We start from the raw sequence: 21,190 nt of genomic DNA on the forward strand, positions 1-21,190 counted from the left end.
AAGGAATAGGTTTGCGAATACTCGTTGTCGAAGATGACCTTTCGTTAGCGGATGGTCTTGTGACTGCTTTAAAGCGTGAAGGTTACACAGTGGATTTACTTCATGATGGCATTCATGCTTTAGAGGCATTGGCTAATGAAGTGTTTGATTTAGTCGTTTTGGACCTAGGGCTGCCGAGGCTGGATGGTTTGGCTGTACTTAAGCAACTTCGATCCAACAAAAATGCTGTGCCTGTTTTAATTCTAACTGCTAGAGACGCCCTGGAAGATCGAGTGGCTGGTTTGGATCTTGGGGCTGATGACTATTTGGTTAAACCCTTTGACGTGAACGAGCTCAAAGCACGTGCGCGCGCTTTGCTTCGTAGAAGTTATGGTCGAGCAATCAGTGAGATCCACTACAAAGAGCTTGTTTTGTACCCATCGAGTCATAAAGTAACTTTTCAAGAAAAAGACGTCAATCTTACTCGAAGAGAGTACTCTTTGTTGCATGAGCTGGTGAGCCAGCCTGGCCATGTGTTTACCCGTGATGTTCTTCAGCAGCTGATGTATGGCTGGGGCGATGATGTGGAAAGTAATGCGCTGGAGGTTCATATTCATCATTTGCGTAAGAAACTGTTTCCAGAGTTAATTCGCACCATACGAGGCATTGGTTATGTGGTCGATCAAGAAGTGGGCTAACGAAAAATTTCTAAGCTCAATTCGACGAAGAACCTTATTTTTTGTCATGTGCATTTTTACCATGACAAGCATTCTTATTATGGTGATAGGTTTGTTGTTTGCTAACCATGAGGTTGAAGAGTTATTTGACGCTCGTTTAGCTCAGCAAGCTAGACTATTGCTTACTTTATCCGAAAATATTGAAACACTTGGTTTAAACGATAACATCATATCGCCTCTGTTAATTGATGGGGAAAAGACGGATGCCTCCGTCGGCCATAAATACGAAAGTAAAATTTTTTATCAAATTTGGAGCGGCAATGAGCTGAAGATAGCGTCGGACTCAATGACATTGTCCAGACAAAAAGAAGGTGAGTTTGGTTATGGGGACGCCATGGCAGACTATTATCAATGGAGAACTTTTACCTTACATCAATCATCTGGAAATACCAAAGTGATCGTTGCAGAGCGCTCGGATGTTAGGGGGGAAATTTCTGACCAAATTGTCTTTCAAACACTTTTCCCTGAAATACTTGCTTGGCCAATATTGGCAGTTCTTGTATGGGCAGCAGTGGGTTTTGGGCTTGAACCACTCCAGCAGCTTGCTCAGCGAATTAAACAAATTACTCCGACTAAGTTAGAGCCAATTGAAATGTCTTATGTGCCCGAAGAATTAGCACCGGTAAAAACGGCTTTAAACGGGCTGCTGATGGAAATTGATGTATTGATGGAAAGAGAAAAGCGCTGGATAGCGGATGCAGCCCATGAATTAAGAACACCATTAAGTATCTTAAAGGTTCATGCTGAGAATGCGGCATCCGCTGACAATGATCTTGAACGAAATCAATCATTAGCTCAGATGACTTCGGGTGTTGACAGATCTACTAGAATTGTTTCGCAGTTGCTTGCTCTTGCTCGACTCGAGCATCAAAAAAAAGTCATTAGAGAGGAGGTAGATGTTCTGGCTATCAGTCGCTCAATGATTGCCGATATTCTTCCTTTAGCTTGGAAAAAGAATGTTGAAATTAGTTTAGATGTTGATGATAGATTGCCTTGGTACTTTTGTATCGAGTCGAACCATTTAGAGATATTGCTGCAAAATCTAATAAGTAATGCTATCAAATTTGCGCCAAGTAACTCATTAATACAAGTTATTTGGACTCGCTCAGAGAACAACATAGAGCTCAATGTTATTGACGCCGGAAAAGGTATTAATGAAGAACAGGAGCAAAGACTCAGCGAGCGTTTTTATCGTTCTGGAGAAGTCGAAGGAGCAGGCCTTGGTCTGTCGATTGTTAAAAATATTATCGATAAGTATAGAGGTACATTATTTTTTAAGAACTGTTCACCACATGGTTTAAATGTACATGTTTCACTGCCACTAGAAAAAACAACATAGACAGTTAATTTTTGATGGGGTCTGAGCTAGTACAGGTCATAGCAGTGCAGCATGAAAGCATTGCCCTCGCATGATATTAGACCGCTTCCATTGAACGAAAGTGAAGGTGACACCCTTGTACAGTGTGATTTTATTAACCTTGTTGGCGGGTTTGGCCATACCAGCTGGTGCTATGATAGCCCATTTTGAAAAAATCAAACCCTTATGGTTAGAAGCTGAGCTAATGCATGGAGTGACAGCATTTGGCGGGGGGGCGTTGCTGTCGGCTATTGCATTAGTTCTGGTTCCTGAAGGTATTGTGCATTTTTCCACTTGGTCCGCGACAGGTTTGTTTTTGCTAGGCGGTTTTACCTTTATGTGTGTGGATATTGGCCTGTCAAAAACGCAAACTTCGATGAGTCAGCTTGTGGCCATGTTGTTGGATTTTATACCCGAGTCGCTTGCTTTAGGTGCTGCTTTTGCCCTGGGTAGTGTCGATGCTGTATTGTTAGCAAGTCTTATTGCCATGCAAAATCTGCCAGAAGGGTTTAATGCGTTTCGAGAGTTGAAAACAAGATCACGGTTGAGTGCTCGAAAAATAATTATATGGTTTTTTGTGCTGGCTTTGTTTGGGCCGGCGTCTGGTGTGCTTGCTTTTTATTGGTTATCCGAATGGCCGTTTATTGTATCCGGTATTATGTTGTTTGCTTCCGGTGGTATCTTGTATGCAGTATTTCAAGATATTGCTCCTCAGGTGGTGCTTGAAAAACACTGGGCCCCTCCCATGGGAGCCGTGTTAGGCTTCGCATTAGGGTTAGTGGGTTTTATGTTGACGCAATAAAACGACGATTTCATTTAATATTTTTGCTTCGAGTAAAAAATGTATACATTTTTTAAGGGTTTAAATATAGTAATCCCTTCTTAACGTAATTGGGAAGCGGACTCGTGTTCAAAATAATAAGTGATTTTAGTTTTAGTGCGTTGGTCGCTGGTTTTGTGGCGGTATTGATTGGTTTTGCGAGCTCTGTTGCGATTGTTTTTCAAGCCGCCCAAGCGGCAGGTGCAGACGCTAATACCATCGTTTCTTGGATCATGGCCCTGGGTCTTGGTATGGGCGCGACGTGTTTTTTCTTATCCTTATGGTTTCGAGCTCCGGTGATTACCGCTTGGTCCACACCAGGAGCGGCATTACTGGCAACCAGCTTAGGTGCGATTAGCTATGCCGACGTTATCGGTGTATTCATTTTCGCTGGTGTCTTGACACTGTTGACTGGTTTGTCTGGCCTCTTCGATCGCGTGATGCGGCTGGTTCCTCTGCCCATCGCCAGCGCTATGCTGGCAGGCGTCCTTTTTCAATTTGGTCTCTCAATTTTTGATGCCATGATGTCGGATGTGTTTCTAGTTAGCTTGATGTTGATCGCCTATTTGATGGCTAAGCGTGTTTTTCCCCGATATGCTGTGTTGTTCGTGTTGTTAACGGGCGTCGTTTGTGTTTTGGTGGAAGACAGCAGCCTTGATTTGGGTGCCATTCCCTTTGAAGTGGGGGCTTTGGTTTGGGTGTGGCCGGATTGGAATATGGGGGCCTTGTTGGGCATTGGTATTCCGCTTTACATCGTGACCATGACGTCTCAAAACATTCCAGGTGTCGCTGTGATGCGCAGTAACGGCTATCAAACACCGGTTTCTCCCTTGATTAGCTGGACGGGAGTGACTGGTATCATCCTAGCGCCCTTAGGTGGGTTTGCGTTTAATTTAGCGGCGATTACGGCGGCTATATGCGCGAGCGAAGAGTGCCATAAGGACCCAAAGCGTCGATACATTGCAGGCCTTTCGGCGGGGTGTTTTTATGGCTTGGCAGGGTTGGCGGGTACCTCCGTGGTTGCGCTATTTTCGGTTTTTCCAGCGACTATGGTGGCGGCGTTGGCAGGTATTGCCTTATTAGGAACCATAGGGATGAATTTAAAAAATGCCATGGTTGATGATGTCAATAGAGAGGCGGCTTTGGTTACGTTTCTTGTGACAGTGTCTGGTGTCTCGTTTGGTGGTATTGCGTCTGCTTTTTGGGGAATCGTGTTTGGGGCTGTTTGCCTGTTAATCTCGAATACAAAACGCAAACAACCCGTTTAGCCAATGAGGTTTTTTATGGACGTAAGTCAAAGTATCAAAGAGGATATGTTGAATAACCAGCTGCCTAGGGGAGTTCCATTAAGACAAAAAGAGTTATCTCTGCGTTATGGTGTCAGTCGGATACCAATTCGTGATGCGCTTTTATCATTAAAAGGAGAGGGCTGGTTGGTTCCTCACGGCAAAGCGGGTGTGATGATTCCTGATTTGAACTGGAAAGAAGCGGAAGACTTGTGGCTGATGCGTGCTGAGTTAGAGTGCTTGCTATTTTCGATGGCATTTGACCGCATTAAGTCTGACGATTTAACACAAGCGAAGATAATTACTCAGCGATTGGACAAAGATGCGCTTTCTCTTATTGAGCGAGGTGAGTTAAATTGGCAATTCCATCATACTCTCTATCGTTCGGCTGAACGACCTACCTTGCATCAAGTGGTTGCGCGCTTGAATATTCAGGTAGTGCGGTATATGGGGTTTCAGTACGGCCCATTAGGATACAAGGCGACCAGTCAATATGAGCATAGTCAGTTGATTGCCATGATTGAATCAAAGGATAAACAAGCGGCCTTGATGTTTTTACGTCGTCATATAGAAGAGGCAGGTCGATTGTTAGTCAGCTATTTAAAACAGATTGATTGATTTTTTGATTTACTGATACCTTAAAGCCCATTTATCCCAGTTTCTTGGGGTAAATGCACACTCAGTTTAGCGCCTCCAAGTAAGTCGGAAGCTGTTTTTTGAATAAAGCCTTTTACTTGATTGACTTCGTGAGCTTGAGCAGAGAGTTCAGCAAAGTAGAGACCTAGCCCAGTATTAGATGCTAAGAAGTCTTCTTCCTCTTGATCTACGCTGTCTGCTGTAAAGCCCTCACCGTCGTCTTCAATGGTAATTACGAGAAAGTCTTCGCATTGTTTTGCCGTAAGCAGGATTTTGCTTTTAGCAAATCGTAATGCGTTATACACAGCAGTACTGACTACCGCGGTCATCAGTCTTTCATCAAAATGGCCAATCAAATCAATGCCACAGTCATAAGAAAGCTGAAGGTTTTTTGCAGCGGCAGAAGGAAGAAGTGCGAAGACTTGATCGTCGAGAAATTCATCAAGCAGTAATGAGCTCATATGAAGCTCGTAGCCGTCTGAGGCCAAACGATACAAGTATAAATATTCGACCCACTCATCATTGAGTTTTTTCAGAGACTCTTCAATTAACACGATTTTCTTTTGGCTGGCTTCGGTGTTGTTGAGAGTGTCTTTTAGCCCTTGCAATTGATAAAGCAAAGTGCCTACTTGATTTTTGCTCTCATGGATGGCGCTGGCTAAAATGGTACTTATGTTAATTTGGTTCATTTTAGTCTCCAAATGCGGCTGAATAAGCTGAGCGTTGTTGTTTGGTTGGCGCTGTGGCGCTGCCAAACTCTACTTCGCTCAACCATGCTTCAAAGATCTGTTTAGCAGTAGATATGTCATTTTCAGAGATATAGACATCAATTTCAAAGCTGTAAGTTTTGGCTTTGTTGTCACTGTTATCGAAAAACTGACCATGCACCTTTTTAAGCGTACTTTCAAAATTGTCTTTTTGTCTGCTAAGCAGTGGGCCAGTGTCTGAAAGTCTTGCAAGCGCTTCAAGGTGTTTGAGGTAAACATCGGCCGTGTTGTAACAAGAATACTTGGCTAAAAACACGGCTCTACGAAAGGCCATTTCTGCCGCTAGATAGTCTTGCAGAGATAAACTGACATTGCCTAGCTCTATCTGTCTTAATATGTTTTTGGGCGAACGTCCAACCGCATCAATTAAGGTCGATTGTGCTTCTTCTAATTTATCTTGTGATACTTGTATTTTTGCTAGCCAGTCATAGGCGCTGACAAAAAAACGATTATCGAGCATGAGCTGTCGTAGGTTTTTTTCTGCGCTCTCTAGATCGCCCATATAGAAATAGGTTTTTGCTTTACCAAATAAAGCCCAGGGCATTTTGCGATCTTTTAGAGTTTTATTAAATAATGAAAGGGCTTTTTTATACTCTTTAGCTTCCAGCAGGCATTCGCCTATTATTCTTTCGCATTTGCCAATTAAAGAGGGGTGATCCTTCATTACTTGTTTGGCCGCGGTAATTGCGCCTTCAAAGTTTTTAGCGTCCAGCGCGACATTCACCTCATAAAGCTTTTCTTTGGTTTCAATTAGCTTGCTAAGGCGTCTTTGCAGTACCGCTTGTGAAAATGGTTTGGTGACGTACCCGTCGGGTTGGTATTCAATTGCTCCCATCACCATTTCAATGGAGGTTTCAGCCGTTACCATCAGATAGGTTGCTGTGTTTGGAATGAGTGCAGAGTGCCTGACCTCTTCAAGTAGTTGTTGTCCGTCTTTACCGTTCCCTAGATTGTAGTCGGAAAGAATTACGTCATAAGCGTTACTTTGCAGCAGCTGAATGGCGGTTTCGGCCTTCATGGCAATGTCTATGGTTGCGAAACCAAAATCGGTTAGCATTTTTTTCTGCATGATTCTGGCTTCAGCCATATCTTCAATAAGAAGCGCTTTCTTTTTTGAAAAGTCTCTAGGTGCCATAAGCCGTTACACTCTTTCCCTGCAATTATAAAAAGGTCTTATTCGGATCGCTATTTAAGTCCTCGGAAAAGATCTCATCCTCTTCTGAGGTTTGCTGAGGAATAGAATAAGATTCGCTTGCCCAAGCACCTAAGTCAATTAATTTGCATCGAGGGCTGCAAAATGGGCGATCAAGATTCTCTGTTGACCAGGGAGATTTTTTTTGACAGGTTGGACAAGCAACTAAAGTTACTGGATTGCTAGATGACATAATAAAGGCTCTACAACGACACTAAAATATTCTTGTGCAATTTTAGGACTTTAGCATTCATCTCTGCAATATTACCAGCGTTTTCAATGACAAGATCCGCGCGCGCTATTCGCTCATCATTATTCAGTTGCGTAGCTAAGATTTTTAACGCGCTTTCTTTGTCTATGTGATCTCTTATCATGACACGTTCAATTTGAATGTCTCTAGGAACATCGATGGCAATCACCTGTTTACAAAGCGAGTTTTGGTGTGTCTCAAATAGCAAAGGATGCACAAGCAAGCCATAGGGTGAGGTGACTTCAGCCAATTGGCGGTGAATTTCTTGGCGTATCGCAGGGTGGGTCAGTGTCTCTAACCACACTCTTTCTTCAGGTTGATTAAAAATAATCATTCGAAGGGCTTTACGATTTAATGATCCGTCTTGCAATAATATAGCATCGCCATGACGCTGGTGGATTTCATTTAAGCAAATAGAGCCAGGTTGAACGACCAAGCGTGCTACGTCGTCCGCATCAATACTTTGAATGCCAAGCGCGTTAAAGCTGTGAGCAATGGTGCTTTTGCCAGAGCCGATGCCGCCCGCAAGGCCAATAATAGTTGGAGTGTTTGTCATACATTATAAATAAAATACACACATGGCAGAGAAAATTAAAAATGGACCGAATGCCATGTAATCCTGTCGATTTTTATTTGAAAGCACAGTGTATAAGATTCCGCTAACGCTTGCACCGAGTAACAAGAGTGGAAGGTGTGCAGCGCCAAGCCAAGCGCCAAGTGCCGCCAATAATTTTGCATCGCCAAGCCCAATACCCTCGGACTGCCGAACGATCAAATACCCCTTTCTCAAAAAATAGATCAGACTGAAACCAATCAAGAGGCCCATTACGCTGCTTTCTAGGTGGTCAGAAGACAAATTCAATAACAAAGAAGCGAATAAAATGAGCCCATTGCACTCATCTGGTATCAACTTATGCTCAAGGTCGATGGTTGCTGCAACGATCAATGCACTTATGATGCAGGAGTGTAGCAAGAGTTCATACAGACTGTCGGTCAGCCAAGGTAAAGGCAGGCAGAAAATGACATGTAAGCTCTCAATGATTGGGTAACGAAGTGACAGTGGGTGTTGGCAAGATCGGCATTTCCCTTTTAACCATACAAAACTCACAATGGGGATAAGGTCGTACCAAGGTAACGGATGATGGCAGTGAACACAGTGGGATCGTTTTGCTGTGATCAGTGTCGGGGCGGCCTGTTTAAAGGGCAGAGAAAGTATATGGTGGGCTTCTTTTTCCCATAAATATCTACTTTTAATAGGCCAGCGGACGGTATATGCGGCGGCAAAACTGCCAACACATAAAACAATACTGCAATAAACAAGGTAATCAAAAAAGTCCGTCAGCATCAGGTTATCTCAAGTAAGGGAGCATACAAGGTGACGAGTGCTGCCGCCACGGCCCCACCTGCAATAAGTAAACAAATGGCCGGGATGAGTTTTTCCAGCAGTGAAATGCTTTTTTGCCAACGTTTTTCATGTTCTTTTGTGGCCAGTATGAGTGCTCGCTCAATATCACCATCTTTTTCGGCAGAGTGAAGGGCAATGGCCGCTCCTCCAGGAAACCAAGCCTTGGGAAAACTAGCCGCGTAGTTTTTTCCTAGTCTTAATGTGAAGTAAGCACGTTGAATCTCTTGTTTTATCGGTTGGTGATCAAAATAGTCGGGCATGATTTTTAGGGCATCTTGTAAGGTGATGCCTGTTTTTCTGGTCGTACTGAGCAGAGAAAACAGTTTCGTTAGTCTAAAAGTCTGGCTGCATTTTTCTAACCAATGGCATGCATGGCCTTGGTGTAAACGGTGTAATATGACCAGCTGAATCCCGCTGCACACAAAGTACAGCATTAAGTCATACAGCAGGCTCAGCTGAGTGTGTGTTGGTTCCGTGGGTTGTAAGGCACGATTTACGATTAAAATAATTAGCGCCAACTGTATGATACTAAAAGGATAAATCAGTGTTTTAAGTAATCGTTTTGACCACTCTAGTAAGGTATCGAGTTGATGTATTGCCATGGCTAAACTTTTCTCACAGTCTTCTCGAGAACCTTGTGAGTTTAATAGTTGGCAATATGGGGCGGCAGTGGGCTGAGTTAACCGGGCCAGAGCTTCGTTAAAGGGCACACCTTCGTGCAATTGGCCTAGTATGGCTGAGCTGATGGGAGCAATTTTGGCTTGATCTGCTGATTGAGTGAAGTGTGAGATAGCTTGGTTGAGTTGCAAGCCCGAGTGGAGGGCGCTCTGAATTTCTTCATAAAAAGTTTTTAGCAACAAGTAGTCCATTTTTTGTGCTTTCCATTTCGAAATGGATACATCCCAATGCCCATTTCGGACGCAATCGAAGACAAGTTTGCTTTTAGAGAGAGAGTGTCGATAGTCGACAGAACCATTTTGGTATTGGACTTTATACCAAGGCATTGTTCACCTCGTTTGCTTGCTTGTCTGAATAGGGAAAGGATTGCCACAAGCTTGGTGTCGCTGTCAGTGTGTCATAATCTTTAGGTAGCGATGTTTCCCAAAGAGGTTGTAGGCCGTTAAAAATAGCTTGTTGGGTATCGCCTCGGTAGTGCATGGATTGATGTATAATCAGCTTTAGAGCACTGGCTAATGAAAAAAAATCCACCTTCCAGCCATGACAACGATGAATAGCATCAAGCGCTGAATTAGTGTGTAAAGTAGCCAGCACTAGGTGTCCGGTGAGGGCTGCATTAACCGCGAGGTTTGCTGTAACTGCATCCCGTATTTCCCCCACCATGATGACATCTGGATCTTGTCTCAAAAAAGATTTCAAAAGAGCCGCAGAGTCTAAGCCAATAGCGGGGTTAGGTTCGCACTGAAACAAGCCTTCAATTTCATACTCCACCGGATCCTCAATAGTAAAGATGGTTCTATTGCCTGTGTTTAATTTGTCAAGGCAGGAGTATAAGGTTGTGCTTTTACCGGCCCCAGTGGCACCACAAACAAAGATTAAGCCGCTCGCTAAGTCAAGCGTGGTCAGCAGTTTGTCATGAAGGGCGGTTTGTATGCCGATATCATCCAGTGCCAATCTGTTTTTTTCTGGTAACAAGCGCATAGCGATTTTTTCGCCTTTTACCGTGTTTATGATACTGACACGAATAAATGTACTGCGATGTTTTTCCTCAAAAACAAATTGCCCTTCTTGTGTGCGTCGAGTTTCGGATAAATCTAGATTGGCACGCATCTTAATACGGTTTATTAAGTTACCTCCCGTCGGTAATTGAGCCATTGTTTTGAGAGCGCCATAGCGCCGCTGATAAATCTTTGTGTACAGACTTGTTTGCTCAATATGGATATCCGTGGCTTGCTGGTTAACGGCGATGGCGATGATTTCTTCCAGAGTCATCCTTGAGTCCCCTCTGTTGCGCTGTCGCACTGTTCTGGTAGCACATTTGCGGTCAAATTAGAGGTGCATTGCCAGTTTCTGTTTTCATCTCTGGAGTAGGTGAGGTGTGGACCTTCTGTGTTGCTAATGCTGTCATCAAGGGAGAGCTTGATGGCACCCGCTGTTGCGTTTGCGTTGTTGATGGTGATTTCTTTCACAACCGAGCCTGTATTGAGAGGTTGGCTAATGTCATCAAGCTGTGATTGGGTTGGGAAACGACCATTTAAAAGAATAAATTCTTCCACCAATGATTGCTGTTGAGTGGCTATGTTTTGAGCTTCAATGAGCTTAGCCTTGGTGATTTGACGTGTCAGTGAGGGGGCTGTGAAACTTGCTAAAATTGATATGATGGCGATAACGACCATGAGCTCAAGCAGCGTAAAGCCACGTACAGAAAGGCGATTATGAAACATTCTTCACTCCTTGAAGATTTGACAATTGGCATCCTGCCAATAAATAAAATGTATAAACTAAACGATTTGATCCAGTAATTTTCCTGCGGGTTGTTCTTCTTGATAGCTGGCTATTTTAACCTCCTTGTGAGTGGCATGGACTATCGTACCTTCATCATCTTCTATAAATTCTTCCTCTAATTCAAGACTTAAGTCCTCTTGGCGGTTGAGTATATCGTCTTCAATGGCTTTTTTATCGCGCTGTGCAAGTGCTTGGCCTTCTTCAGAGAGCGTAACAATATGATCGCTAGACGCTTTGGCGTTGCGAGCGTTTAGTGCGGCCATATTGGTGTCTTCGTCTGACCTTAAATCAAACGTAGTATAACCAGGGGTTACGACCGGAGTAAAAGTATGGTTGGCAAGCGCAATCACATGAGGAAGACTTCCAGACATATAAACCACCAATCCGATAAAGATATTTCATATTAGTAGGCTGTGACTAGGATGTCCAATTTTCGAGCAGAAAGTGTTTTTGAGGAAAGAGCAAAGGGATTCGCATTTGATGATAGCTGTAATAGCTAGCATCAAATGCGACGTAAGCAAGTTTAGTTTTTAGTTTTGGCCGGCTTGAATCGCGGTAATCGCAATTGTATACACTATATCGTCAACCAGTGCGCCACGGGATAGATCGTTAACAGGTTTACGAATACCCTGCAACATAGGGCCAATACTGACAACGTCAGCGCTTCTTTGAACCGCTTTGTAGGTTGTGTTGCCCGTGTTTAGATCAGGGAAAATAAACACGGTCGCTTTGCCTGCTACTTTACTGTCTGGGGCCTTTTGTTTGGCCACTTTTTCCATAATAGCAGCGTCATACTGCAAGGGGCCGTCAATTAACAAATCTGGTCGTAACTTCTGCGCGATAGCAGTAGCCTCTCTGACTTTATCGACATCGTTACCCGTGCCTGATCCACCCGTACTGTAGCTGATCATGGCAACTTTAGGCGTGATACCAAAAGCAGCGGCGGAATCGGCGCTCTGAATCGCAATTTCGGCTAATTGTTCCGCCGTTGGGTCAGGGTTAATGGCGCAGTCACCGTATACTAAGACTTGATCCGGTAAGCACATAAAGAAAACGGATGAGACCAGACTGGCATCCGGGGATGTTTTAATTAACTGCAGTGCTGGGCGAATCGTATTCGCTGTGGTGTGAACGGCGCCAGATACCAAGCCATCAACATCACCCACTTGCAGCATCATAGTGCCCAGTACCACATTATCTTCTAGCTGTTCCCGAGCCACTATGTCTGTTAATCCACGACTTTTTCGTAATTCAACCATGGGGGCGACATAACGTTCAAGGATGCTTTTAGGGTTCAGTATTTCAACACCGTGGCTCAGTTCAATGCCATTGTTTTGTGCGATTCGTAGAATTTCTTTCTCGTTACCAAGCAGGGTACAGCGTGCAATGCCTCGCTCAGCGCAAATAGAGGCTGCTTGTATCGTGCGTATTTCTTCACCCTCTGGAAGAATAATGCGTTTGTTCAAGGATCGAGCTAGCTCAATCACACGGAAACGGAAAGCAGGCGGCGATAGTTTTCTTTCGTCCTGGTTCATCGCAAACGAATTAATCCAATCATGATCGATGCAGCGAGCAATGTGCTCTTTCACCATTAGCACACGTTCTTTGTCATCAAGAGGGATTTCTTGGTTAAACGACTGCATGTTGATAACCGTTTCCCAGCTATTCGATTCGACAGATAAAACGGGTAAGCCCTTGGCCATGGCTTTGCCGCACAGTGCCATTAACGACTCACTAGGCTGGTACCCCCCAGTCAATACTAAGGCCGCTATTTTAATGTCATTAAGAGCAGCAATGGCCGTTGCCATGATGACATCTGTTCTATCGCCTGGTGTGAAAACCAGCACACCAGGGCGTAAAGCTTCAAGCATGTTTTCAACGCCACGAGCACACAGGGTGTACGATTGGACACGTCGAGAGTCAATTTCTCCAGCATTAATGACACGAGCGCCGAGGAAGTCGGCCACGTCTTTTACTCGCGGGTACGTCAATTCATCTGCTTTTGGAATTTGCCCCAGTAAACTGAAATTGCGCTTAAAGATACCGCGCTGAGCAAAAAGGTCACCATAAGACTTGACGCCAAGTGAGCCAGGTGAGGTTTTGTTTAAAATACACCCGATGACATCCGCCGCTTTAATACCACCATAGGATCCAGCTGCAATTTCAACATGATGCTCCAGTTCATTGACGCGCATCTTATTGGGTGCGGTAACTAACACAAGACCCGCATCCAGTGTTCTGGCAATGGCTTTGTTTAGTCTTGTTGCATAGGGATGACCTGCTATTTGAGCAAGCCCTTCGACGATCACGGTTGAATCTGGTTCTACACTGGCTTGAAAGCGTCCAACGATTTCTTCCATCAGCTCGTCTATGTTGTCGTTATATAAAAAACGCTCTGCTTCGTGCAAAGGGATGGGTTCTGCAGGCGTCAATGTGGAGCCTTGAGCGACCATAGCGGTAGATTTATCCGGCCCCTTGTCACCGGGCTGAGGTTGAGCAATGGGTTTGAAAAAGCTGGCTTTTAACCCTTGTTGCTCAAGGGCACGAACAAGTCCTACAGATACAGAGGTTAAACCAACCCCTGGGCCGGTAGGAACTGTCATTAATACATTGATTGGCATAGTGAAATAATCCTAAAATTTGATAACAGAAAATAAGGCTTTCAGTGCTGTATTAGACTGATGGTGTCCAGCGCAATCATTAATTCTTCATTGGTTGGGATAATCCATACTTTGGGTAAATCACCCTCAGGGCTGATGGTCGAAGTGTCACCACGTGGTGCATTGTTGTTTCGCGTTAGGTCAAGTCTGATATTCAGGACTTTTAACTGTCTGCAAATCTCTTGGCGTAAGTAACTTGAGTTTTCTCCAATGCCGCCCGTAAAAACCAAATGATCCACACTGTCTAGCGAAGTCGCCACGCTGGCTAAGTGTTTTGCTGTGCGAGAGGCGAACATGTCCAAGGCCAGCTTAGCTCTTTGATCGCCAGAGTTCATGGCTTCTTCAAGCGTTCGGCAATCGTTTGATATTTCGGACACGCCAAGCATGCCACTCTTCTTGTTAAGAATGTCGAGGGCATCATCCATTGTGATGTGCTCAGCTTGGGCAATAAAGGACAGCAAACTGGGATCTAAGCTGCCAGAACGTGTGCCCATCATTAAGCCTTCAAGTGGGGTAATGCCCATGCTGGTATCGCTGGCGAGCCCATGGCGGATAGCACAAGTGCTGGCACCGTTACCAAGATGCGCAACCAATACTCCCTGCTGTTCGCTGCCTTTAGCGACTTCGGCCAGTCGTTGGCTAATATATCGGTAACTGGTGCCGTGAAATCCATACTTTCGAAAATGATGTTCTCGATAAAAATGCATGGGAATAGGGTATAGATAGTGTTCCGCAGCGAGTGTTTGGTGAAAAGCCGTGTCAAATACCGCTACCTGAGGCAGTCCTGGGAAGAGCTCAAAGGCTATTTCTATGCCTTTTACGTGAGCTGGATTGTGGAGCGGCGCAAATTTAGCGCATTCTTTAATGCCATTCAGCACATCTTGGTTGATTAGGGCAGATTTACTAAAGGTTTCTCCCCCATGAACGACGCGATGACCAATACCTACGAGTGCCTCTTCTATAGATGGCTGGGTGCTAAGCCATTGCTTAATCGTAGAGACGGCATTCTTGTGGCTACCATTAGCCAATAGCGTTTCTGTTTTTTTACCTTGGTGCTTAAACGTAATGCTGCTTTGTTCAGATCCAAGACGATCAGCGATTCCTTCAACCAAAACTTCTTGTCCAGAATTGGCAAGCACAGCAAATTTAAGTGAGGAACTACCGCAGTTAATAACTAAGATACTATCTTTCATGATTCTTCCTGCAATACGCGTAATGACAGATCAATGGCTTGAATGTGTTTGGTAAGAGCACCAACAGAGACAAAGTCGACGCCAGTTTTGGCAACATTATGTAATTGCTCTTGGTTCATGTTTCCGGATGCTTCGAATTTGACTTGGCCTTTAAACTGACTGACTGCGGTTGCCATGTCCTCGTAAGAGAAATTATCAAGCATAATAATATCAGTCCCCGCATTGACGGCCATAGCCACTTCGGCAAGGTTTTCCGTTTCGACTTCTATTGTTTTTCCTGGTGCAACTTTTTTCGCCATGTTCACGGCATTGGCAATGGATCCTGCTGCCATGATGTGGTTTTCTTTAATTAAGAATGCATCGTACAAACCCATGCGGTGGTTTTTGCCACCGCCCACAGTCACGGCGTATTTTTGCGCTTGGCGAAGTCCAGGAATGGTTTTACGCGTGTCTAATATGGTCAATGAAGTGTCTTTCACCATGTCTGAATACTGCCTAGAAATAGTGGCGGTGTACGATAGGGTCTGTAAAAAATTTAATGCTGTGCGCTCGCCCGTTAAAATGGTTCGAGCGTGTCCTTTTAGGGTTAAAAAAGGCGTATTGGCAGGTAACCAATCTCCTTCATTGTAATGCCAGTCCAAACTCACTTGGTTGCCAAGTTGAGCAAAAACATCATTTACCCAAGCTTGTCCGCATAAAACGGCTTTTTCTCGACTAATTACGGTGGCTGTTATTTGATGATCGTCTGGAATAAGTTGGGCAGTAATGTCTCCAGAGTCTACATCCTCCGCAATGGCGAAAGCGACTTGGGTGTGCATGTGCTGTAAAAGTAAGGTATCTACAAGGGGCATGAATTATCCTAATCTAACCGTCCAACAAAACCTTATTGTAGCGTGATATTGAATGAGCGTCAGTCTCGTTTTGGTTGCATGTATGGCATGTGACAATCAATTTGCGCAAAAAATGCTTTTGTATGAGGTTTTATTTGTCTAGAGTTGTTTTTTGCATCGACAGATCTGTAGTGAAAGGTAAGCGGGGTGGAAGTAAGTTATATTTCCTAAGTTAATCACCTGTATTTTTTAGGTGAATAAAGGTTGTTTATCTCTGTTAGGACTGAACCAAAATCGATCCTTTTCTCGTATCTGCGTAGGGTATACTGGCCTATTTCTACAGAAGTTTGTTACTTACAAGTAACCAACTGCGTTAGCGAATTATCTAAACTGCCATTGGGTGACTAGGCGTTGTGACGATTAGGTGTTAATCTAATGCGCGTATTTGTCTCTTGTAATATGGAAAAAATCGAACTTAAAGTAAGGTTTTACACGATTCTGGTCTAGTATCTCATCAAAAATACGACTTAACGTGCCATTGAACAGGAGCGATAAATTAAGAAGCATTTTGGTTTTTTGCATACATATAGTAAAGCTAGTTGTTTGTAGAAACTTAATATTGGGTTTGTTGAACCAAACCTATAATAGGAAGCGAGCTAACCTGTAACATCGGTGGTCGACTCAATGAAAAGACACTAAAACAATAATATTTGTCATTGAGAAAAGTAGAACCAAAGCACTTATTAAGATCCGCTTTATGGTTTTTTCGGCTGGAGTGAGTCATGGCAGTCCATGAAAGCTTCAACGGTTCGTTTAAGTAGCCTCCAAGACTTAAATACACATTAATGATCTTGGTAGGTTAGTATCTGTTCTAATAGCGGGAGTTATTAACACGATGACTGAGCAGCATATTCTCGAAGACATCGATCCAATTGAAACCAAAGAGTGGATCGATGCGCTTGAGTCTGTCCTTCGTGAAGAAGGTTCTGATCGCGCGCAATACATTTTAAATCGTTTGACGAATGAAGCCGCTATCGCGGGCACGTCAATGCCGTCGTCTATCACGACACCTTACCGTAATACCATTGCTCCTGAAAATCAGAAGCCTTTGCCTGGTGACGTTTTTATGGAACGTCGCATACGCTCCATCATACGTTGGAACGCATTGGCTATGGTAATGAAGGCAAACCGTGTTGATTCAACATTGGGTGGCCATATTACCAGTTTCTCTTCAGCCGCAACGCTTTATGATATTGGCTTTAACCACTTTTTCCGTGGCACGAGCGAGAAACAAGAAGCCGATATGGTCTTTTTCCAAGGCCATATTTCTCCAGGTATTTATGCGCGCTCTTACATTGAAGGACGCCTAACGGATGAGCAGCTTGATAACTTCCGTCGTGAAGTAGATGGAAAAGGTATTTCTTCCTACCCTCACCCATGGTTGATGCCAGATTATTGGCAATTCCCGACTGTCTCTATGGGTCTTGGTCCTTTACAGGCAATTTATCAAGCCCACGTGATGAAGTACCAGCACAGTCGTGGTTTGATTGATCAAGGAGACCGTAAAGTATGGGCTTTCCTTGGTGATGGCGAGTGTGACGAGCCAGAATCTCTTGGTGCTATCGCGCTAGCTGGCCGAGAAAACCTCGATAACCTTATTTTCGTTATCAACTGTAACTTACAGCGTCTTGACGGACCTGTTCGTGGTAACAGTAAAATTGTACAAGAACTAGAAGGTGTTTTCCGTGGCGCTGGCTGGAACGTCATCAAGTGCTTGTGGGGCCGTCATTGGGATCCTTTATTTGAAAAGGATCACAAAGGATTGCTTGTTAAGCGCATGAACGAAGTGTGTGACGGTGAGCTGCAAAACTACAAAGCAAATGGCGGTGCATACACTCGTGAGCATTTCTTCGGTAAGTACCCAGAATTGCTTGAAATGGTTAAAGACATGACAGACGACGAGATCATGAATCTTAACCGTGGTGGTCATGACCCCTATAAAGTCTATGCAGCTTACGCTGAAGCAACGTCTCATAAAGGTCAACCTACTGTTATTTTGGCGCAAACCGTCAAAGGTTACGGTATGTTTAAAGCCGCTGAAGCGCAAAATACGGCTCACCAAACCAAGAAATTGGACGAAGAGTCTTTGGCTCAGTTCCGTGACAAATTTGGTATTCCGATCAGCGATGAAGAGCTGAAAGACTTGCCTTACTACCGTCCGGCAGAAGACAGTCCAGAGATGCAGTACTTGCGTGCTCGCCGTAAAGAATTGCACGGTGATTTCCCAGTCCGTCGTCGTGACTGCGAAGCGCTTGAAGTACCTTCTCTAGAGGCTTTCAAAGCACAGATCGCTGGCACTAATGGTCGTGAGATTTCAACAACCATGGCATTTGTGCGTGCATTGAATGTGATGGTAAAAGACAAGAAGATTGGTAAGCGTGTCGTGCCAATTGTTGCCGATGAAGCTCGTACCTTTGGTATGGAAGGTATGTTCCGTCAATTAGGAATTTACTCTTCTGAAGGTCAGCGTTATACGCCACACGATCACACCCAAGTGATGTACTACAAAGAATCAGCAGATGGACAGATCCTGCAAGAAGGAATCAATGAACCAGGAGCTTTCTCAGCTTGGTTAGCATTGGCGACGTCTTACAGCAACAGTAATTTGCCAATGATTCCTGTGTACATTTACTACTCAATGTTTGGTTTCCAACGTGTTGGTGACTTAGCGTGGGCGGCAGGTGATTCTCAGGCGCGTGGTTTCTTGATCGGTGCGACGGCTGGACGTACAACGCTAAATGGTGAAGGTTTGCAGCATGAAGATGGGCACTCCCACATTCTTGCCGGTACCATCCCGAACTGTGTGTCATATGATCCGACTTACTCTTATGAAGTGGCTGTCATTGTTCAAGATGGCTTGCGTCGTATGTACCAAGAGAAAGAAAGTGTCTTTTACTACCTAACTGTCATGAATGAGAACTACACTCATGAAGATATGCCTGAAGGGGTTGAAGAAGGCATTATCAAAGGGATGTACAAGCTTAAGTCTCATCAGAAAAAAACCAACAAAAAGCAAGTTCAATTGCTTGGTTCTGGTGTGATTCTGCGTGAAGTCGAAGCCGCTGCAGAGATACTGTTTAACGACTTTGGTATCAACTCAGATATTTGGAGTGTCACGTCTTTCAACGAATTGCGCCGAGAAGGTTTGGATGCGAGTCGTTGGAACATGTTGCATCCATTAGAGAAGCCTCGCCTTTCTCATGTTGAAACATGCCTTGATGGTAAAGGTCCTGTTATTGCATCTACCGATCATATTAAGCTTTTCGCTGACCAGATTCGTCCATTCGTAAAAGGTACTTATAACGTGCTTGGAACCGATGGTTTCGGTCGAAGCGATACTCGTGCTCAATTGCGTCACTTCTTTGAAGTCAATCGCTACTGGGTGGTGGTGTCTGCTTTGAGTGCATTAGCGAAAGACGGTGAAATTGACGCATCGGTAGTTAGTGAAGCGATTGCTAAATTTGGTTTAGATCCAGAAAAACCAAACCCAGTAACGTGCTAATTGCCTGACAAGCTAGGTATTTGGCTCAGCTGGAAAAAGCATGAGCCAAATAAGTTTTTAAGTTTGATGCGTCTATTATGACAGAGGAGATTTCTGTGAGTACTGAAATCATTCGAGTACCAGATATTGGTGGTGCGACTGACGTCGAAGTTATCGAAATCAGTGTGAAGGTTGGCGATAGTATTGAAGTTGACCAATCTATAATTGTTCTAGAAACAGATAAAGCTTCTATGGATGTGCCTTCTTCTATGGCTGGCAAAGTCACCAGTATATCGGTGAAAGTTGGTGATAAAGTTTCTGAAGGTGATGATGTTCTTGTTATTGAAGTAGAGGGTAATCCCGCCTCTGATTCTGCCAAAAGTGAATCAGCTCCGGCTAAATCGGCAGCGGTTTCAGCGCCAGTGTCTTCAGGTGAAGAGCAAGTCTCCGTGCCTGATATTGGTGGTGCAACAGATGTAGAAGTGATTGAAGTGTGTGTGTCAGAAGGTGATATGGTTGAAGAAGGGGATTCTTTAATTGTATTAGAAACTGATAAGGCTTCTATGGATATTCCTTCTCCATTTACTGGCAAGGTAGGTAAAATTTCTATCAAGGTTGGTGATACGGTTTCTGAAGGTGCGGACATTTTGACGATCACAACAGAGTCATCTGCTCCTGTCGCCTCAGAAAGTAAAGCAGAAGCACCAACGTCTTCGCCTGCAGTGGCTCCCGTTTCTGGTGGTGTTGATTCTGTTAAAGTGCCTGATATTGGTGGTGCGGAAGGCGTTGAAGTTATTGAAGTGGCTGTTTCAGCGGGTGATAAAGTTGAGGAAGGTGACTCTATCATTGTTCTGGAAACAGACAAGGCTTCAATGGAGATACCTGCGCCTAAATCTGGAACTGTAAAATCGGTCTCTGTTAAAGTTGGCGATAAGGTGTCAGAAGGCGACTTGGTACTTGAGCTTGAAGTTGAAGGTGAAGTTCAAACATCTTCAGCACCGAAAGCGTCGGAGCAGAAGGCTCAGTCTAGCTTACCTGTTTCGCAGCCTAAGCAAGAAGCACCAAAAGCGCCAAAAGCGCAATCCGGAACGCCTTCAGAGTCGGCTGTACTGTCGCAACCTTCTAAGAAGGTTCATGCTGGTCCTGCTGTACGTATGTTAGCGAGAGAGTTGGGTGTTAACCTATCCATGGTACGCCCTACGGGTCCTCGCGGTCGTATTTTGAAAGAAGATCTTCATGCTTATGTGAAAGATGCGGTTAGTAAGGCAGAATCCGTGTCAGCACCTGTGGCAGCCGGCTCTGGTTTACCAACCGTACCGGATCAAGACTTCAGTAAGTTTGGTGAAGTTGAGCTAGTTACCATGAGTAAAATTCAGCGCTTAACGGCGCAGAATATGACTCGTAATGCTTTGGTCGTTCCTCATGTAACACAGTTTGATAAAGCGGATATTTCTGATCTTGAAGCTTTCCGTAAAGACTTGAAAGGTGAGATGGAAAAACAAGGTGTTAAGTTGACGCCGCTTCCATTCTTGATCAAGGCGGTTGCGCAAGCGATGGTGGCAAACCCAAGCTTTAATGTGTCTCTAATGTCTGATGGCGAAAGCTATGTACAGAAACATTATGTGCATATTGGTATTGCGGTAGATTCTCCGGCTGGTCTTGTTGTTCCTGTGTTAAGAGATGCAGATAAGAAGTCCATCATTCAAATCGCGAAAGAAGCGAATGAATTGATTAAGAAAGCCCAAGCGAAACAACTTAAGTCAGCAGATATGCAGGGTGGTTGTTTTACTATTTCTAGCTTAGGTGCCATTGGTGGAACAGGGTTCACACCGATCGTCAATGCACCTGAAGTAGGTATTCTTGGTGTTTCTAAAGCCGACATTGAACCACGTTGGAATGGTAAAGAGTTTGTGCCTCGCACCATGCTGCCATTGTGTCTGTCTTATGACCACAGAGCGGTTAACGGTGGTGATGCAGGTCGCTTCATGACTTACCTGAATGCTTTGTTAAGTGATGTTCGTCGCTTATCGTTGTAGTTAATCGTTTGTGTCGTCCTAAAATAGGTTGACAGTTT

General features: G+C 44.3%; 19 protein-coding genes. 7 read left to right on the plus strand and 12 right to left on the minus strand.

From position 1 onward, the window contains the following. Positions 1–11: 11 nt before the first annotated feature. The 5 genes from EBI00_RS09285 to EBI00_RS09305 all read left to right on the plus strand — a co-directional run bounded on the left by EBI00_RS09285 (position 12) and on the right by EBI00_RS09305 (position 4,797). Positions 12–677 carry a response regulator gene (locus EBI00_RS09285; protein WP_123095685.1) on the plus strand — a complete coding sequence of 222 codons (666 nt, stop codon included), beginning with the start codon at positions 12–14 and terminating at the stop codon, positions 675–677. Positions 678–738: 61 nt separating this feature from the next. Further along, the gene (locus tag EBI00_RS09290) at positions 739–2,055 is read left to right on the plus strand and encodes an ATP-binding protein (protein WP_158600742.1); all 1,317 of its coding nucleotides are present in this window, start codon (positions 739–741) and stop codon (positions 2,053–2,055) included. Positions 2,056–2,161: 106 nt separating this feature from the next. After that, complete coding sequence (locus tag EBI00_RS09295) at positions 2,162–2,875, plus strand: ZIP family metal transporter (protein WP_123095653.1); 714 nt, start codon at positions 2,162–2,164, stop codon at positions 2,873–2,875. A gap of 104 nt (positions 2,876–2,979) precedes the next feature. Then, positions 2,980–4,161 (plus strand): benzoate/H(+) symporter BenE family transporter, encoded by a 1,182-nt coding sequence (locus EBI00_RS09300; protein ID WP_123095654.1) that lies wholly within the window; start codon positions 2,980–2,982, stop codon positions 4,159–4,161. A 15-nt stretch (positions 4,162–4,176) separates the two neighbouring features. Further along, the gene (locus tag EBI00_RS09305; protein ID WP_123095655.1) at positions 4,177–4,797 is read left to right on the plus strand and encodes a GntR family transcriptional regulator; all 621 of its coding nucleotides are present in this window, start codon (positions 4,177–4,179) and stop codon (positions 4,795–4,797) included. A 20-nt stretch (positions 4,798–4,817) separates the two neighbouring features. Here EBI00_RS09305 and EBI00_RS09310 read toward each other — a convergent pair whose 3' ends face one another. The 12 genes from EBI00_RS09310 to nadC form a co-directional block, all read right to left on the minus strand. Then, a complete protein-coding gene (locus EBI00_RS09310; RefSeq protein WP_123095656.1) occupies positions 4,818–5,504 on the minus strand; it encodes a sensor histidine kinase in 687 nt (228 codons plus the stop codon). A gap of 1 nt (position 5,505) precedes the next feature. After that, positions 5,506–6,717, minus strand: coding sequence for a response regulator (locus EBI00_RS09315; RefSeq protein ID WP_123095657.1), 1,212 nt, complete (start codon positions 6,715–6,717; stop codon positions 5,506–5,508). Positions 6,718–6,742: 25 nt separating this feature from the next. Next, on the minus strand, positions 6,743–6,967 hold the full coding sequence (locus tag EBI00_RS09320; RefSeq protein WP_123095658.1) for a DNA gyrase inhibitor YacG: 225 nt from the start codon (positions 6,965–6,967) through the stop codon (positions 6,743–6,745). A gap of 10 nt (positions 6,968–6,977) precedes the next feature. Further along, the gene (coaE, locus tag EBI00_RS09325) at positions 6,978–7,580 is read right to left on the minus strand and encodes a dephospho-CoA kinase (RefSeq protein WP_123095659.1); all 603 of its coding nucleotides are present in this window, start codon (positions 7,578–7,580) and stop codon (positions 6,978–6,980) included. Between the two features lie 3 nt (positions 7,581–7,583). Continuing rightward, positions 7,584–8,369, minus strand: a complete 786-nt coding sequence (locus tag EBI00_RS16245) for a prepilin peptidase (RefSeq protein ID WP_123095660.1) — start codon at positions 8,367–8,369, stop codon at positions 7,584–7,586. Beyond that, positions 8,369–9,433 (minus strand): type II secretion system F family protein, encoded by a 1,065-nt coding sequence (locus EBI00_RS09335; protein WP_123095661.1) that lies wholly within the window; start codon positions 9,431–9,433, stop codon positions 8,369–8,371. Before EBI00_RS09335 ends, EBI00_RS16245 begins: the two co-directional genes overlap by 1 nt. Then, the gene (locus tag EBI00_RS09340) at positions 9,420–10,379 is read right to left on the minus strand and encodes a GspE/PulE family protein (RefSeq protein ID WP_123095662.1); all 960 of its coding nucleotides are present in this window, start codon (positions 10,377–10,379) and stop codon (positions 9,420–9,422) included. The genes EBI00_RS09335 and EBI00_RS09340 overlap by 14 nt, the downstream gene beginning before the upstream one ends. Further along, on the minus strand, positions 10,376–10,831 hold the full coding sequence (locus tag EBI00_RS09345; RefSeq protein WP_123095663.1) for a pilin: 456 nt from the start codon (positions 10,829–10,831) through the stop codon (positions 10,376–10,378). The genes EBI00_RS09340 and EBI00_RS09345 overlap by 4 nt, the downstream gene beginning before the upstream one ends. Positions 10,832–10,888: 57 nt before the next feature. Further along, positions 10,889–11,263 carry a hypothetical protein gene (locus EBI00_RS09350; RefSeq protein ID WP_123095664.1) on the minus strand — a complete coding sequence of 125 codons (375 nt, stop codon included), beginning with the start codon at positions 11,261–11,263 and terminating at the stop codon, positions 10,889–10,891. Positions 11,264–11,422: 159 nt separating this feature from the next. Further along, the gene (pta, locus tag EBI00_RS09355) at positions 11,423–13,513 is read right to left on the minus strand and encodes a phosphate acetyltransferase (RefSeq protein ID WP_123095665.1); all 2,091 of its coding nucleotides are present in this window, start codon (positions 13,511–13,513) and stop codon (positions 11,423–11,425) included. A 41-nt stretch (positions 13,514–13,554) separates the two neighbouring features. Continuing rightward, a complete protein-coding gene (locus EBI00_RS09360; RefSeq protein WP_123095666.1) occupies positions 13,555–14,745 on the minus strand; it encodes an acetate/propionate family kinase in 1,191 nt (396 codons plus the stop codon). Next, entirely contained in the window at positions 14,742–15,596 is an 855-nt protein-coding gene (gene nadC, locus EBI00_RS09365) for a carboxylating nicotinate-nucleotide diphosphorylase (protein ID WP_123095667.1), read from the minus strand. The genes EBI00_RS09360 and nadC overlap by 4 nt, the downstream gene beginning before the upstream one ends. 874 nt (positions 15,597–16,470) lie before the next feature. Here nadC and aceE point away from each other — a divergent pair. Then, complete coding sequence (gene aceE, locus EBI00_RS09370; protein WP_123095668.1) at positions 16,471–19,137, plus strand: pyruvate dehydrogenase (acetyl-transferring), homodimeric type; 2,667 nt, start codon at positions 16,471–16,473, stop codon at positions 19,135–19,137. A gap of 95 nt (positions 19,138–19,232) precedes the next feature. Then, positions 19,233–21,152, plus strand: a complete 1,920-nt coding sequence (gene aceF, locus EBI00_RS09375; protein WP_123095669.1) for a dihydrolipoyllysine-residue acetyltransferase — start codon at positions 19,233–19,235, stop codon at positions 21,150–21,152. Positions 21,153–21,190 lie beyond the last annotated feature (38 nt).

Source organism: Marinomonas hwangdonensis (genome assembly GCF_003721245.1).
Classification (GTDB): Bacteria; Pseudomonadota; Gammaproteobacteria; order Pseudomonadales; family Marinomonadaceae; genus Marinomonas; species Marinomonas hwangdonensis.